This window comes from Seonamhaeicola aphaedonensis (assembly GCF_003386195.1).
Taxonomy (GTDB): Bacteria; Bacteroidota; Bacteroidia; order Flavobacteriales; family Flavobacteriaceae; genus Seonamhaeicola; species Seonamhaeicola aphaedonensis.
The window spans coordinates 414,984-430,842 of the sequence record NZ_QRDX01000002.1 but is presented as its reverse complement, the minus strand read 5'-3'; the positions used below and the strand labels follow the sequence as shown (position 1 = coordinate 430,842).

The 15,859-nt window shown below is 32.6% G+C and carries 15 protein-coding genes and 3 tRNA genes; 8 read left to right on the top strand and 10 right to left on the bottom strand.

From position 1 onward, the window contains the following. Nucleotides 1–89: 89 nt before the first annotated feature. Both gyrA and DFQ02_RS05625 read left to right on the top strand, forming a co-directional pair. Nucleotides 90–2,651 carry a DNA gyrase subunit A gene (gene gyrA / locus DFQ02_RS05630; RefSeq protein WP_116040010.1) on the top strand — a complete coding sequence of 854 codons (2,562 nt, stop codon included), beginning with the start codon at nt 90–92 and terminating at the stop codon, nt 2,649–2,651. Nucleotides 2,652–2,667: 16 nt separating this feature from the next. Further along, on the top strand, nt 2,668–3,924 hold the full coding sequence (locus DFQ02_RS05625; protein ID WP_116040009.1) for a tetratricopeptide repeat protein: 1,257 nt from the start codon (nt 2,668–2,670) through the stop codon (nt 3,922–3,924). A gap of 52 nt (nt 3,925–3,976) precedes the next feature. Here the strand turns inward: DFQ02_RS05625 and DFQ02_RS05620 are convergent, their stop codons facing one another. Both DFQ02_RS05620 and DFQ02_RS05615 read right to left on the bottom strand, forming a co-directional pair. Further along, nucleotides 3,977–4,726: a C40 family peptidase gene (locus DFQ02_RS05620; protein ID WP_116040008.1), complete on the bottom strand. Its 750-nt coding sequence runs from the start codon at nt 4,724–4,726 to the stop codon at nt 3,977–3,979. Between the two features lie 9 nt (nt 4,727–4,735). After that, the gene (locus DFQ02_RS05615) at nt 4,736–5,914 is read right to left on the bottom strand and encodes an acetyl-CoA C-acyltransferase (protein WP_116040007.1); all 1,179 of its coding nucleotides are present in this window, start codon (nt 5,912–5,914) and stop codon (nt 4,736–4,738) included. Between the two features lie 123 nt (nt 5,915–6,037). Between DFQ02_RS05615 and DFQ02_RS05610 the strand changes: the two genes are divergently transcribed. The 5 genes from DFQ02_RS05610 to DFQ02_RS05590 all read left to right on the top strand — a co-directional run bounded on the left by DFQ02_RS05610 (nt 6,038) and on the right by DFQ02_RS05590 (nt 9,118). Further along, complete coding sequence (locus tag DFQ02_RS05610) at nt 6,038–8,086, top strand: HD family phosphohydrolase (RefSeq protein ID WP_116040006.1); 2,049 nt, start codon at nt 6,038–6,040, stop codon at nt 8,084–8,086. Between the two features lie 130 nt (nt 8,087–8,216). Further along, nucleotides 8,217–8,300, top strand: a tRNA-Ser gene (locus tag DFQ02_RS05605). A gap of 14 nt (nt 8,301–8,314) precedes the next feature. Further along, nucleotides 8,315–8,389: transfer RNA gene (locus tag DFQ02_RS05600), tRNA-Pro, on the top strand. 14 nt (nt 8,390–8,403) lie between these two features. Beyond that, nucleotides 8,404–8,477 (top strand) — tRNA-Arg (locus DFQ02_RS05595). Between the two features lie 191 nt (nt 8,478–8,668). Then, a complete protein-coding gene (locus tag DFQ02_RS05590; RefSeq protein ID WP_116040005.1) occupies nt 8,669–9,118 on the top strand; it encodes a cold-shock protein in 450 nt (149 codons plus the stop codon). 278 nt (nt 9,119–9,396) lie between these two features. Here DFQ02_RS05590 and DFQ02_RS05585 read toward each other — a convergent pair whose 3' ends face one another. The 4 genes from DFQ02_RS05585 to DFQ02_RS05570 are packed head-to-tail and all read right to left on the bottom strand — an operon-like array spanning nt 9,397 to nt 11,456. Then, nucleotides 9,397–10,254 carry a sigma-70 family RNA polymerase sigma factor gene (locus tag DFQ02_RS05585; protein WP_116040004.1) on the bottom strand — a complete coding sequence of 286 codons (858 nt, stop codon included), beginning with the start codon at nt 10,252–10,254 and terminating at the stop codon, nt 9,397–9,399. Nucleotides 10,255–10,263: 9 nt separating this feature from the next. Continuing rightward, nucleotides 10,264–11,004, bottom strand: coding sequence for an NYN domain-containing protein (locus DFQ02_RS05580; RefSeq protein ID WP_116040062.1), 741 nt, complete (start codon nt 11,002–11,004; stop codon nt 10,264–10,266). A gap of 5 nt (nt 11,005–11,009) precedes the next feature. Continuing rightward, nucleotides 11,010–11,204 (bottom strand): 30S ribosomal protein S21, encoded by a 195-nt coding sequence (gene rpsU / locus DFQ02_RS05575; protein ID WP_116040003.1) that lies wholly within the window; start codon nt 11,202–11,204, stop codon nt 11,010–11,012. Nucleotides 11,205–11,261: 57 nt separating this feature from the next. Continuing rightward, on the bottom strand, nt 11,262–11,456 hold the full coding sequence (locus DFQ02_RS05570) for a cold-shock protein (RefSeq protein ID WP_116040002.1): 195 nt from the start codon (nt 11,454–11,456) through the stop codon (nt 11,262–11,264). Between the two features lie 437 nt (nt 11,457–11,893). Between DFQ02_RS05570 and DFQ02_RS05565 the strand changes: the two genes are divergently transcribed. After that, a complete protein-coding gene (locus DFQ02_RS05565; protein ID WP_116040001.1) occupies nt 11,894–12,352 on the top strand; it encodes an RNA methyltransferase in 459 nt (152 codons plus the stop codon). Between the two features lie 52 nt (nt 12,353–12,404). Here the strand turns inward: DFQ02_RS05565 and DFQ02_RS05560 are convergent, their stop codons facing one another. The 4 genes from DFQ02_RS05560 to DFQ02_RS05545 all read right to left on the bottom strand — a co-directional run bounded on the left by DFQ02_RS05560 (nt 12,405) and on the right by DFQ02_RS05545 (nt 15,816). Further along, nucleotides 12,405–13,580, bottom strand: coding sequence for a THUMP-like domain-containing protein (locus DFQ02_RS05560; RefSeq protein WP_116040000.1), 1,176 nt, complete (start codon nt 13,578–13,580; stop codon nt 12,405–12,407). Nucleotides 13,581–13,586: 6 nt separating this feature from the next. After that, a complete protein-coding gene (locus DFQ02_RS05555; RefSeq protein ID WP_116039999.1) occupies nt 13,587–14,675 on the bottom strand; it encodes an AI-2E family transporter in 1,089 nt (362 codons plus the stop codon). Between the two features lie 149 nt (nt 14,676–14,824). Further along, the gene (locus DFQ02_RS05550) at nt 14,825–15,325 is read right to left on the bottom strand and encodes a TrmH family RNA methyltransferase (RefSeq protein ID WP_116039998.1); all 501 of its coding nucleotides are present in this window, start codon (nt 15,323–15,325) and stop codon (nt 14,825–14,827) included. A gap of 203 nt (nt 15,326–15,528) precedes the next feature. After that, the gene (locus DFQ02_RS05545) at nt 15,529–15,816 is read right to left on the bottom strand and encodes a hypothetical protein (RefSeq protein ID WP_147297735.1); all 288 of its coding nucleotides are present in this window, start codon (nt 15,814–15,816) and stop codon (nt 15,529–15,531) included. Between the last annotated feature and the right edge of the window lie 43 nt (nt 15,817–15,859).

Here is a 15,859-nt window from a genome sequence, read left to right as displayed (position 1 = left end):
TCAAAAAACTAACGTAAGTCAGTTGTTAGCACTCATGAAATATTTATATTAGCATGTTTTGAAAACTCATAAAATTAATTGATTTACTTATGGCAGAAGGAGAAAAATTGATCCCTATTAATATTGAAGATGAAATGAAATCAGCCTACATTGATTACTCGATGTCGGTCATTGTGTCACGTGCTTTACCCGATGTAAGAGACGGATTAAAACCTGTTCATAGACGTGTGCTTTACGGAATGCATGAATTGGGTGTAAGAGCTAATTCTGCACACAAAAAATCTGCAAGAATAGTAGGGGAGGTTTTAGGTAAATATCACCCGCATGGTGATACATCGGTTTATGATACCATGGTACGTATGGCACAGGAATGGAGCCTTCGCTATTTATTAGTTGATGGTCAAGGAAACTTTGGTTCTATTGACGGCGATAGTCCTGCGGCAATGCGATATACCGAAGCACGTATGCAGAAGATATCTGAAGATATGTTGGCAGATATTGAAAAGGAAACTGTAGATCATAAGTTGAATTTTGATGACACGCTTCAAGAGCCAACTGTATTACCAACTAGAATACCAAATCTTTTAGTAAATGGTGCATCAGGTATTGCAGTAGGAATGGCAACAAATATGCCGCCACACAACCTTACAGAGGTTGTTGATGGTACCATTGCTTACATTAACAACAATGATATTGAAGTTGATGAATTAATTAAGTACGTCAAGGCGCCAGATTTTCCAACAGGAGGAACTATTTATGGGTATGACGGAGTTAAGGAAGCCTTCCAAACTGGGCGTGGAAGAATTGTTATAAGAGCAAAAGCCAATATAGAAGAAGTTCAAGGGCGCGAGTGTATAGTTGTTACAGAAATTCCTTATCAAGTCAATAAAGCTGATATGATTAAGAAAACAGCTGATTTGATTAACGATAAAAAAATTGATGGTATTGCCACTATTCGAGATGAGTCTGATAGAAAAGGCATGCGTGTAGTGTATGTTTTAAAACGTGATGCTATCCCTAACATTGTTCTTAATAAACTCTATAAATATACGGCATTACAATCATCATTCAGCGTCAACAATATTGCGCTTGTTAATGGGCGACCTCAGTTATTAAATTTAAAAGATTTAATTCAATATTTTGTTGAGCACAGACACGAAGTTGTAGTAAGAAGAACCAAGTATGAGTTGCGTAAAGCTGAAGAGCGTGCACATATACTTGAAGGTTTAATTATAGCTTCTGATAATATAGATGAAGTTATTGCTTTGATTAGAGCCTCAGCCAATGCAGATGAAGCTAGAGAGAAGTTAATGGAACGCTTTAAATTAACTGAAATTCAAGCTAAAGCAATAGTTGAAATGAGACTGCGTCAGCTAACTGGTTTAGAGCAAGATAAATTGCGAGATGAATATGACGAACTATTAAAAACTATTGAAGACTTAAAAGATATCCTAGATAAGAAAGATCGTAGAATGGATATCATTAAGGAAGAGTTAGAAGTTATTAAAGATAAGTTTGGTGATGAGCGTAGATCTACTATAGAATATGCTGGTGGTGATTTAAGTATTGAGGATATGATTCCTAACGAAAAAGTAGTTATCACAATTTCACATGCTGGTTATATTAAGCGTACCTCGTTAACAGAATATAAAACTCAAAATAGAGGAGGGGTAGGTCAGAAAGCATCTACGACTAGAAATGAAGATTTTCTTGAGCATTTATTTGTGGGTACTAACCATCAATATATGTTATTTTTTACTCAAAAAGGTAAGTGCTTTTGGATGCGTGTTTATGAGATACCAGAAGGAAGTAAAACTTCAAAAGGGCGTGCTATTCAAAACCTTATCAATATAGAACAGGATGATAAAGTAAAAGCCTTTATCTGCACCCAAGATTTAAAAGATGATGATTACATAAATGGTCATTATGTAATAATGGCTACCAAAAACGGTCAAGTTAAGAAAACATCTCTGGAACAGTATTCTCGTCCAAGAACCAATGGTATTAACGCTATTACTATCAAAGAAAGTGATGAGCTTTTAGAGGCTAAATTAACCACTGGTGATAGTCAAGTAATGTTGGCACTAAAATCTGGTAAAGCTATCAGATTTGAAGAAGCCAAAACAAGACCTATGGGGCGCAGTGCATCAGGAGTTAGAGGTATTACTTTAGCTGGACCAAAAGATGAGGTCATAGGTATGGTAACAGTAGAAAACCCACAGGAACAAACGGTTTTAGTCGTTTCTGAAAACGGTTACGGTAAACGAACTTTCATTGATGATCCTGAAGATGGTGAAGCTGTTTACAGAATAACCAATAGAGGCGGAAAAGGAGTTAAAACTATTTCAATTACTGAAAAGACAGGAAATTTAGTAGCTATTAAAACAGTAACTGATAGTGATGATTTAATGATTATAAATAAATCAGGTATCGCAATTAGACTAGAGGTTGCTAATTTAAGAACCATGGGAAGGGCTACTCAAGGGGTTAAATTAATAAATCTAAAAAACTCAGATTCCATTGCGGCTGTTGCCAAAGTTATGCATGACGAGGATGATGTTGAAGAAGTGGAAGGCGTTGAAAACACTGATGTTAATGAAGATGGCACAACTCTTGATAATGATATAAACGAACATAACACTGATAATTAATTAAATAGATTTTAAAATGAACAAACAAATTATTATAGTTTTAGCACTAGTAGTATGCAGCTTTTCATTTTCCCAAAAGAAAGAACTGAAAGCTGTTGAAAAAGCTATTAAAGGGACTAACTTTTCTGAAGCTAAGGCGGCATTAACGCAAGCCGAAGCATTCCTTGATGTCATGGACGAAAAGACAAAGGACAAATATTATTTCTTAAAAGCTCAGGCGTATTATTCAGAAGGTTCTGGTAGTCTAAAAGATTATGATGTAGCTCTTAAAAGTTTAAATGAGGTACAGTCATCATATTCTAATGAGATTCCTGAATTAAAGCAGAAAATGACGAATTCACTTTTAACAAAGGGTAACAAAGCTTATGAAGGGAAAGACTTTTCTAAAGCATCAAAGTTCTTTGAAAAAGCCTATGGGTTTTCAAAAAAGGATACCGTATATCTTTATTATGCAGCAGCAACTGCTGTTAATGTACAAGAGTTTGACAGAGCGTTAAAATTTTATGAAGAGTTAAAAAAAGTAGGTTATACAGGTGTAACTACTGAATACTGTGCTATTGATGTGTCTACTCAAAAAGAAGAGGTTTTTCCTAATAAGCAAATGAGGGATATTTCAATTAAGACAAAAACTCACAAAGATCCTTTTGAAAAGAAATCAGATTCAAAGAAGCCAGAAATTGTAAAAAATGTTGCCTTAATATATGTAAGTCAGGGCAATAATGAAAAGGCGATTGAGGCTATGAAAGATGCAAGAGCAGAGACTCCAGATGATGTAAATTTATTACTCACAGAAGCCAATATTTATTTTAAAATGGGTAATACTGAGAAGTTTAGAAGTTTGTTAGAAGAGGCTACTCAAATGGATCCTGAAAATGCAGAATTACAATACAACTTAGGGGTTATCGCGGCCGATTCTGGTGAAGATGCTCGAGCTAAACAGTATTATGATAAAGCAATAGAATTAGATCCCAATTATATTAACGCTTATATCAATTTATCTGCATTAATATTAGGTAAAGAAGAGTCTATTATCAAAGAAATGAATGGATTAGGAACTTCTGCTGCTGATGATAGACGTTATGAAGAATTAAGAAAGGAAAGACAGGACCTTTATAGAAAGGCAGTGCCTTATCTTTCAAAAGCACTTAATATTGAACCAGAAAATTTGAGTGCTGCTAAAACACTAATGAACATTTATAGTATTTTAGGGGAAACAGATAAATATAAAGAAATGAAAGGGATTGTTGAAGCTATTGAAGCATCAGCAAACTAGACTCATACACAATAATATAAAAAAAATCCACTTTAAATAAAGTGGATTTTTTTTATATTATTTTTTTGATGACTCTTAGTTTATGAGTGTGGGTTCTCTTGTCAGCGTTATAAATCCCAGAGTGGTCTAGCCTATCAATTCTTACTTTACCATGAGCATGGATAATGTAGTTGTCTTTCATGATGATGCCTACATGGGTAATAACCCCTTCGGTATTATCAAAAAATGCTAAATCGCCTGGTTCACTTTCTTCAATAAAACTTAAAGCTTCTCCTTGTGTAGCTTGTTGTGAGGCGTCTCTCAGTAGTTTATATCCATTAAGTTTATAAACCATTTGTGTTAATCCAGAGCAATCTATTCCAAAGGGTGTTTTACCTCCCCATAAATAGGGGGTACCTAAATACAAAAAAGCTGTTTTTATTATGTTTTCTTTGTCAATTTTTCCCTCAATGATATTGCCATCGTGGGAATGTTTTAAAAGGGATAACCCGTTTAAGGAAGACCCAATTAAAATGGGATGTAATTGACCATCAGAATTTTGAATAAACTCCACCAAATCATGAGAAAGTTTTGGTGTTTCTTTGTTTAAAGCACTATAGTCATCTTCAGAGATTTCTAAATACTGCTTATTGTCTATCCAACCTTCATACTTATCAAAAGCCAGCCTAATTTTACTCCAATGCTTACGCTGTTCTAATACTTTAAAAAAGTCGCCATATAGCATCTGAGAGACAAGTTCGCTGGTATCTGCGGGATCATTTCTTAAAGGCACAATGCTTAAACTACAAATTCCGTACTGCATTAAATCAACTTAATTTCTTTCTAAAACAATTGCTGATGCCCCACCACCACCGTTGCATATAGCCGCTGCACCAATTTTAGCATTATTCTGTTCCAAAATGTTTAATAATGTTACAATAATCCTAGCTCCAGAACAACCTAACGGATGTCCTAAAGATACGGCGCCACCATTAACATTTACTTTTGAGCTATCAATCCCCAATATTTTAATATTTGCTAAACCAACCACAGAGAAAGCCTCATTGAGCTCAAAAAAATCAACATCTTCAATTTTGATACCTGCTTTCGCTAAGGCTTTTGGTAACGCTTTTGCAGGAGCGGTTGTGAACCATTTTGATTCCTGTGCGGCATCGGCGTAACTTTTTATTGTGGCAAGCGGTTTTAATCCTAATTCTTGGGCCTTTTCTTTACTCATTAAAACCATGGCAGCCGCACCATCATTTATTGATGAAGCATTAGCTGCTGTCACGGTTCCTTCTTTTGTGAAAGCGGGACGTAAGCTGGTAATTTTCTCTATATTAAAATTAGTAAACTCCTCATCTTGTTTAAATATAATAGGCTCTCCACGTCTTTGAGGAACTTCGATAGAAATAACTTCATTATTGAATTTACCTGTTTCCCAAGCTTCAGCAGATCGTTTGTAAGATTCAATAGCAAAAGCATCTTGGTCCTCTCTTGAAAAATGATATGCTTTAGCACAAGCATCCGCACAAACACCCATAGCATTTTCATCATAAGCATCTACTAAACCATCTTTCTGCATACCGTCAATTAATGTAGCAGGGCCAAATTTAGTTCCTGTTCTGGTATGTAAATAATGAGGTATTAGGCTCATATTTTCCATGCCGCCAGCAATAATAATGTCACCATCGCCTAAAGCAATACTTTGGGTAGCTTGCATAACGGCTTTCATGCCAGAAGCGCATACTTTGTTTATAGTTGTACAAGGTACAGTATCAGGTATTCCAGCGTAAATTGCAGCTTGTCTTGCAGGGGCTTGGCCTAATCCAGCTTGTACCACATTCCCCATTAAAACTTCATCAACTAATTCTGGTTTCAAATTAATTTTGTCTAAACTACCTTTAATAGCTATGGCTCCTAATTTAGGAGCAGGAATAGTAGATAATGCACCAAGAAAACTACCAATAGGAGTTCTCGTAGCAGAAACAATAACTACATCTTTACTCATTTATAATGGTTTAAATGACTTGCAACGAAAATAAACATTTTAAAGGAATTTAGAAGGATTCTTGTATAGATAAAAAACTTAAAACCCGAGAATTTAGTACATTTGAAAACATTAACTCAATAGATGAAAGACTTTATAAATAAACTATACAGAAACCACTCGCTAATTTATAAAGCACTATTATTTGTATCAACAACATTTTTAATTGTATACCTTTTTCCTAAAAGTGGAAAGTTTAAGTACAATTTTGAAAAAGGAAAGCCTTGGCAGTCTGAAAATTTATTGGCCCCATTTGACTTTGCTATAAAAAAAACAACTGATGAGGTTAATACTGAAAAAAAAGCTATAATCGAGGAGGCGGTTCTTTATTTTATTGTTGATAGTATTGTAAAGCCAAAAATTAAAAATGACTTTGAAAATTCTTTTTTCGAGGTGTTTCCAGATTCAATTCCCACAAAACAATTAAGTCTCTTAAAACAAGTGGGTCATGATATTCTAAATGAACTTTATCAATATGGAATATTGAATGAAGATTATAATTTTTCTGAGAAAAGAACCGTAGCTATTCTTGAAGAACGTACCAAAATACAAGATGCTCTTTTTTCAAATTTGGTGAAGCAAAGTCAGGTGTCTTCTATTATCGATAAAGTTTTAAGAAGTAATAATTTAATTGAATACAAAACAGCATTTACATCTTTGTTTTTCGATTTAGTTGAACCTAATTTAACTTATGACAAATCGTTTACAGAGAAAGTCATACAAGAGGAATTAGACAAGATTTCATACACCAGAGGCAGTGTTGCTAAAGGTACACTTATAATATCAAAAGGAGAAGTTGTTGAAGGCGATAAATATCAGAAGCTGGAATCCTTACGGTCTGAATATGAATCACAAGTTTGGAACGAATCAAACTATAATTGGGTTTTATTTGCTTATGCATTATTAGTGGCACTAGCCATGTTAATGTTGTTGTTGTTTTTAAGAAAGTATAGAAATGAAGTTTACGAAAACAATACCAAAGTAACTTTTATTTTCTTTAATATTATACTACTAATTTTTCTTACAACATTTGTTGTTAATTACAATTCAAAATATATTTATATAGTTCCTATTTGTGTACTACCTTTAGTTTTAAAAGCTTTTTTTGATGCCAGATTAGGGCTATTTACGCATGTGCTAACGGTATTACTTTTAGGGTTTATAGTTCCTAATAGCTATGAATATATGTTTCTGCAAATTATAGCGGGAATAGTAACTATTTTAACCGTTTCAGAACTGTATAAGCGTGCCAATTTGTTTATTTCTGTAGGGCAGATTACACTGATTTATATTATTGCTTATTTTGCTTTTTTTGTAATTCATGAAGGAAGTGTTGAGACTTTAAAATGGGAAACCTTTATTTGGTTTGTGTTATGTGGGTTAGCAACACTATTTGTGCAACCTCTTATTTATGCCTACGAAAAGCTATTTGGATTAGTTTCAGACGTTTCTCTTTTAGAACTATCAGACACTAATTCTAAATTGCTTAAAGAACTTTCAGATAAAGCACCTGGTACATTTCATCATTCTTTAAATGTGGCAAATTTGGCCGAAGCCTCTGCAAATGAAATTGGTGCCAATGCCATGTTAGTAAGGGTAGGTGCGTTATACCATGATATAGGTAAAATGAAGAATCCTACCTATTTTACAGAAAATCAATCTACTGGTATAAACCCTCATGATGAATTATCTTCAAGGGAAAGTGCTCAAATTATTGTTAGCCATGTCATTAATGGTATTGAAATTGCCAAAAAAAATAATCTACCAGATAGAGTCATAGATTTTATTAGAACTCACCACGGAACCAGTGTGGTTTATTATTTCTATATGAAGGAGAAAGAGCGTTTGGATGATGTGAATAGAGATGATTTTAGTTACCCTGGACCTAAACCCTTTAGTAAAGAAACCGCTATTTTAATGATGTGTGACAGTATTGAGGCGGCATCTAAAAGTTTAAAAGAGCCAACATCAACAAAAATTGATGATTTTGTTGAAAGTATTATAGATAAACAGATAGAAGAGGGACAATTCTTAAATGCTAATATTACGTTCAAGGAGATTCAATCTATAAAAAAAGTACTTAAATATAAGTTAGCAAATATTTATCATTTACGTATTGAGTATCCGGAATAAATTTTATAAAAAAATAAATAAAATAGTTGCGTTCTTTTAAAGGATGAATTACATTTGCACCCGCCTGAACAGCAAAGGTTATTTGTTGAATAGGAAGCGATTTTAATCGTAAAGGTTCTTAAAGAAAATAGGAGAGGTGCCAGAGTGGTAATGGAGCAGATTGCTAATCTGTCAGCGCGTAAGTGCTGCCCGGGTTCGAATCCCGGTCTCTCCGCATTTTACACCTATCGGGGTGTAGCGTAGCCCGGTCATCGCGCCTGCTTTGGGAGCAGGAGGTCGCAGGTTCGAATCCTGCCACCCCGACACAATGAGTTCATGGTCGCGTAGCTCAGCTGGATAGAGCATCTGCCTTCTAAGCAGACGGTCACAGGTTCGAATCCTGTCGCGATCACTAAATACTAAAGGGCTTCTCTGAATGGGTAGCCCTTATTTTTTATTGATACTATATTTATTTTTTAATCCAGCGGTTTAAACTAAAAAAATATCCTATTCTATTTTACCTATCAAGATTTATAGTTATAATTAACATATTTAACGAATTATTAGTCTAAAAGCCTTACCTTATATGACATAAAATAATTTATGGCAAAATCACAACAATCGTATATTAAAAGAGAAAAAGAAAAGAAACAACAACAAAAGCGAGAAGAAAAACAAAAAAAGAGGGAAGCTCGTAAGGCTGAGAAGAAAGATAATAATGATGGAATACCTTTTGCCTATGTTGATAAATTGGGTAATTTAACAGACATACCTCCTGATAGGTCTCAAAAAGAAGAAATTGAAGCTTCAGAAATTGAGTTAGGCATTCCTAAAAGAGTAAATTTAGAAAAAATTGAACCTATACGGAATGGTAAAATGGAGTTCTTCAATCATAGTAAAGGTTTTGGATTTATTATGGATACTGAGTCAAAAGAAAAATATTTTTGTCATATAAGTAACTTGAAAGATGAAGTTTCTGAGGGAGATAAAGTAAAATTTGAAATAGAAAAAAGTTCGAAAGGCCAAAGTGCAATAAATGTAGAATTACTTTAATTAAAATTTATTTTAAAAATATTACAATTAGCTGATTAATTCTTTTGTTTTTTTACCTATTTATTCGTTATCGTTGCTATACGGTTGGACTACCAAATAATATTTTCCAAATCATTGAAGGGCGTTTTCAAATATTCATAAATAAATGACCCCTAGCATGAAACACCAAATATATTGGATTAAACGAATTAACAGATTTAGTTAATAGATAAATGTTTGCTCATTTTTTTCTTTAAAAGTACCAAAGCACTATTTTATTGTCTTCTTTTATCACAAAATCACAGGTATTTTAATAGATTGGAACCTCCAGATTTTTTTAACTTATTTAGTGCCAATTCTTTAATTTGTCTTACACGTTCTCTTGTAATCTCTAATTTTTTACCTATTTCACTTAAGGACATTGGGGAAACACCACTAATACCATAGTGAAGTTTAATTATTTCTGACTCTCGTTCTGAAAGAGAATTTATGACAGTATCTAGGTCAATTTGTAATGAATCTATTAATAATGATTTATCGGGTGTGTCGAACTCGTCCGTTCCAAACGTATCATTTAGACACAACTTTGAGTCTTCAGAAAGAGGGGCATCCATAGAGACGGAATACTTGGCATTTTTCATGCAAAGCTCAATTTCTAAGACGGAAACTTCAATGATATCTGAAATTTCATCTACAGATGGTGCTCGGTTGTGATTCTGTTCAAAAAAAGCTGTAGATTCTTTGATTTTATTTAAAACACCTATCTTATTTAATGGTAACCTTACCACCCTAGAGTTTTGCGCCAAGGCTTGAATAACACTTTGTCTTATCCACCATACAGCATAGGATATAAACTTAAACCCGCGAGTTTCGTCAAATCTTTTAGCCGCTGTTAGTAGGCCTAAATTACCTTCATTTATTAAATCGGATAATGGCAATCCTTGATTTTGATATTGTTTTGCCACAGACACGACGAACCTTAGGTTGGCTTTGGTTAATTCATTTAATGCTCCTTGATTTCCTTTTCTTATCAGGGCTGCTAATTCTACTTCCCGTTCGGCAGTTATTAAACTAAACTTACCAATCTCAACTAGATATTTAGCTATGGATTCATCATTTCTTAAAGTGATTTGCTTACTAATATGGAGAGACTTCATTCTAGTGTACTATGAAATTACTCTAACATAAATAAGCTTTTGATTACTTTTGGGAAGTTTTCTTGGTTCTATTTCAAATTTGCTTATTGAGTTGATTAATGGCGTTAATTTTTGAAACCCATAATTTCTTGGATCAAAATTTGGTTGTTTCTTTTGAAGTAAAGTACCAACCTCACCTAAAAAAGCCCAACCATCATCATCTTCTAAATCAGAAATTGTAGTTTTAATTAGATTCACAACTGCCGGCGTAATTTTATCAATTTTAGATTTTTGCACTCTGGTTTGAATTGCATTATTGGTTTCTTGTTCTGTTTCACTTTTCAGAATTTCTAAATAGATAAATTTATCACAGGCAACTATAAATGGATTTGGAGTTTTTTTCTCTCCTATACCATATACAACCATTCCAGCTTCTCTTAACCTTACAGCCAACCTTGTAAAATCGCTATCACTGGAAACCAAACAGAAACCATTTACTTTTTTCGAATATAAAATATCCATAGCATCAATAATCATAGCAGAATCTGTAGCATTCTTTCCAGTAGTATAACCATATTGCTGTATAGGCGTTATGGCATTTTCAAGTAGAACTTTTTTCCACTTATTTAGGCTGGGTTTTGTCCAATCTCCATAGATTCTTTTCAAAGTTGGATTTCCATATATAGCAATTTCTTCAAGAAGTTCCTTAACATAATTAGAAGGAATATTGTCTCCATCTATTAAAACTGCTAAATGTTGATTATTGTCCATCATACTCAAATTTCTTGTGAACGCTGGTAGTCTTCCTTGTATTTGGCTTTAGCAATTTCTTCTCTCCTTCTTGTTGATTTTTTGGTAAAATATTTATTGTCCTTTAATAGCTGTAATTGCTTAGTATTCCTAAACTTTCGTTTATAAAGTTTTAAGGCTTTATCAATTTTTTCATCAGGTTTTATCTTTATAACAAGCATAGTTCTTTTGTCTTTTAAAAAGGTAGGTTAATTAAATTTAACTACTTCTATATAAAATTAGTTAATGAGTTCAACGTTAACAGCGTTCAAACCCTTTTTACCGCGTTCAACTTTGAATTGAACTTCATCATTTTCGATAATTCGGTCAATTAATCCTGATTCATGAAAAAAAATATCCTCTCCACTTTCTGCAGATGTGATAAATCCAAAACCTTTGGTTCTGTTAAAGAACTTTACTTTTCCTTCTTTCATAATTTTTAATTTGATTTGTGTTATTAATATCTATACGAGTTAAAAAATAAAGGTGATTAGGCGTGAATAATTAACCTAATACAGAAACCTTGTAATAACCGTATACTATTGGCTAGCAATAAAAATTAAAATAGAAAGGAGTTAAATGGAAGTATAAAAAACTTTGCTAAAGAAATAGTCTCGCTAATTAGTGCAAAGAACAACATTTAAACTGGAATATTCTAATTCCTTTTATTATAATTAAGTAATTATTTTAAATTGTATTAAACGAAAATCAGAAACGTACCAAGATTGGTTAACTATTGCAAGGATAAATATCTTAGATGTAGTAAATATAGGGGATGAGAAATTAGTTCGAATTCTGTCGCAATCACATCAACCCTCACTAGTATTAGTGGGGATTTGTTGTTTCTAAATGTTTTCTATTTTTGAACTCTATGAATGACAATTTTGTGAACGAATTTTTTGGGATAGGTATTCAAAATGGAAAAACGCCTGAAAATCTAGGGGTTTTATGGCGCTCTGCTCAAAACCTAGGAGCTAGTTTTATTTTTACTATTGGGAATCGTTATGCTAAACAGGCTTGTGACACACATAATGCAGTTAAATCGATGCCATATTATCATTATGAAACGTTTGATGAGTTTTTTAATAATTTACCTAAAGGAGCACGATTAGTAGGTGTAGAACTAACCGATAATGCCGAACCTTTGGAGGCCTTTCATCATCCTAGACGTTGCGTATATTTGTTAGGTGCTGAAGATCACGGTTTATCAAAACAAGCCATAGAAAAATCTCATTTTTTAGTGAAATTTAAATCTAAATTAAGTTTAAATGTGTCTGTTGCAGGTAGTATTGTAATGTATGATAGAGGGATTAAAAAATCAAGGTCTTAGTTTAAGTTGTTACTTTTTTGCTCTCAAACAGACTCTGATTCCAAAATTTTTTTCAAGTTTTTTTACAAATTATTGTAATTTTTTTGTTGTTTAAATCTGTTGTGAAAAAGATATACGTATCGCCACCATCCTTTATATTGAGCTTTTTTCTAATCTGTTGCACGGTTTCGGGGAAATTACGTGTTGTTATATTAGCTTTATCTAAACCTAACTTTTTAAAATTCTTTTTGTTATAGTTAATTATGTTCTCAATTTTAAAAGCCCTTCCTGGAAAATCTATTAATGTGTTTGAGGTGTAAAGGTGAGAATGTTGGTGCAGTTTATTAATATTTAACTGACTTGATACTTCATTAAAACCACCTGATTTTAAAATAGCTGCATTAGGTTCATATAGATAAGAAAGTGGTTCACTGTATTGAACTTCATTTTGATTTTTATTTAAAATGAATTTAAAATGTTCCTCAGAGTTATTTTTAATGTTAACGGTTTCTACTGAAACATCATTACCAAAACCCTTTTCTAAAACCCATAAAACTTCTTTTACGTCATTATTAACAGCAATAATATAGATGATTTTTACATGTTTCAGTTCATTGATACCAACCGAAAGATCTAAAAGAGGAGAGGTTTTAATTAGAATGTTATCAGAGGTTTGAAAAAGCAAATCAATATGTTCTGGAACATTAGGCAAACAATCTTTTAAAAAGAAGACTTTTCCTTTGCTATCGTGTCTCCTAGAAGGATCTATATAAATCCAATCAAATTTATTGTTGCTAGATTTTAAAAACTCAATACCATCGATAGGGAAGGTTTCAACATTATTAACAGAAAGTTGTTGGTAGTTATGAGAAACCATTTTTGAAAGGTTTTCATTGATTTCGCAATGAATTACTTTTTTAAACTTCTTTGAAAAATAATAGCAATCTACTCCAAAACCACCAGTTAAATCAGTAATGGAATCACCTGAAATTAATTCTGATTTATATTTGGCCGTAGCTTCTGAAGAAGTTTGCTCAATATTAATTTTATTTGGAAAATAGATGTTTTTGGAATGAAACCAAGTGGGTAACTTACTTTCACATCGTCTTTTTGCTTCAATTTGTTCTATGATTTCTTTGGTATCAACGTCTTTAAAAGAATTGCCTTTGAGTAAAAGAGAGGTAATATCGGTGTTCAGATTTTCCGAAATAAAATCTTGAATTTCCGTATTTAAAATTGAAGCATTCAAAACAGGTTATAAATCCTTGGTAAGCTTTTTAACGATTTTATTTTCAGATAAGAATTCCTTTAAGATGACCTTAATGGCTGTATATGAAGGTATAGCAATTATGAGTCCTAGTACACCAAACAAGATACCTGCAATAAGAATTACTAAAAATATTTCTAAAGGATGCGATTTTACACTTTTTGAAAAAATAACGGGTTGACTACCAAAGTTATCAACCAATTGGCCTATAGCAATCACTAAAAGCACCCATAATGTTTTGGGTACGATAACCTCAGAAAAGCTTTGTCCTAGATTACTAGTCATTGTTAACGTTATCATTAAAAAGGCACCAATAAGTGGTCCTACATATGGAATTAGATTTAATAGCGCACATAAAAAGGCAATGACCACAGCGTTTTCAACACCAATAATTAAAAGACCGGTCATGTAAATTATAAAGAGGATGAATATTTGAAAAATTAACCCAACAAAATAGCGCGATAATAAATCTTTAATTTTTTCTGAGGATGCTTTCCATCGAGTTTCTTTATTATCAGGGATGATAGTAAGGATGCTATTTTCAAATAATTTACTGTCTTTTAAAAAGAAAAATGAGATGAATAATACCGAAAATAATCCGATACTAAAACTACCTAAACCACTAATTATGGAATTTAAAAAGTTCGGTATAAACGAAAAATCAAGTTTTGAAAACAGGTTGGAGTCTTTTAAAGATTGTTCTACATCTATTTGATGTAAATCAAAATAGTTGACAATTTCAGTATATAGATTTTCTATGTTTTCTTGAAGTTCGGAGGTACTTAACAATGATAATTTCTGACCTTGGTCTAGCAATAAAGGTATAAAGAGACTTACCAAACCAGCAATAATTGCTAATAGTAAAACCATGGTAACAACCACGGCAAAGGTGTTTTTAAACTTCAATTTTCGTCTCAAAAATAAAACTATAGGCCTTCCTATTAAAGAAATAACCGCTGCAATGGCAATATAGCCTATTACAGATTGTATTTGGTATAAAAAATAAAGCACCAATAGGATGCCACAAATGATAGCTATAGCTCTTAAAATACCGTTAGAAACTATTTTGGAATTCATTTAGTAAATATAATAATTTGTTTGCACCATGGAAGAATGACCTAAGTAATCTTTCTAATTGAACTGTCATAGCTAGTTAAGAAGTTGTCTTCCGAATAAAAACTGTAATTGAACAGACTGCTCAATACTTTACTGTGTTCGCAATGACGTCATAATAATTGCTTGGTAATTTCGTATAGAGCTATATTTGTAGCCTGCACCACATTCATGCTGCTGTTTTGACCGTACATATCAATATGAATAACAGCATCAGATAATTTTAAAATATCTTCTGAAACTCCAAAGTTTTCATCTCCAACTACCAATGCAATAGGCATTTTTTTATAAAACTCATATGTATGAATGGGGAGGCTACTTTCGGTGATTTCTAATGATATGATTTGATATCTTTTAGTTTTAAGGTTTTCAACTGCTTGTAACACAGACTCTTGAACTTCAAAATTAACAGCCTTTTCTGTGGCTCTAGAGGTTTTTGTCATTTTTCTTCCTAATGGAATATGACTGCCACAAAGTATTAATTTTTCAATGCCAAAGGCATCACAAATTCTAAACAAGCTACCAATATTGGGTGCATTTGTTACATTGTTACTTACAACCGTAATTGGAAATGTTTGTTTTGTAAAGTTGCTATTGTAGTGAGTCAGTTGCAATTGATTGACAATTAATTTTAATTAGAAATAGTGACGGTCTCTTTTGAGTTTAATAGTAAGTATAAAATCGAAATGAATATTATTATAAATATTAGAAGCTTTGTTATTAATTTGAGAAGTCCCTTAAAAGTACTAACGTCTTTTTGACTTTCAAAAAACCATTCAACAATCATAACTAAAAATTCTTTCAAAATTATTGTGAATTAATCCCTAATCATGATTTTATTAAAAGAGCTCGCTCTTTTTTCTTCGCTCATCCAAATGGCAATAGGAATGGTTCCTGTTAATGTTGAAACAAAGCCTAAATCCCAAATAAAGACAGTTATGATTGCTGCTAAAGCTATCCCTCCTAAAATGATAAAATAATTAGGTGAAGCGTGTAACCTATTTATATGGCGTTTAGTGTGTTTCCCACAATGCTTACACCGTTCATTGATTTCTAACCCTATTTCTTCTTTTAAGTCATATCTGTTATTAGATTTAACTTTCATAGCATTTAGTTTTTTGCAAGATGGTGAACTACAGTAATAATGA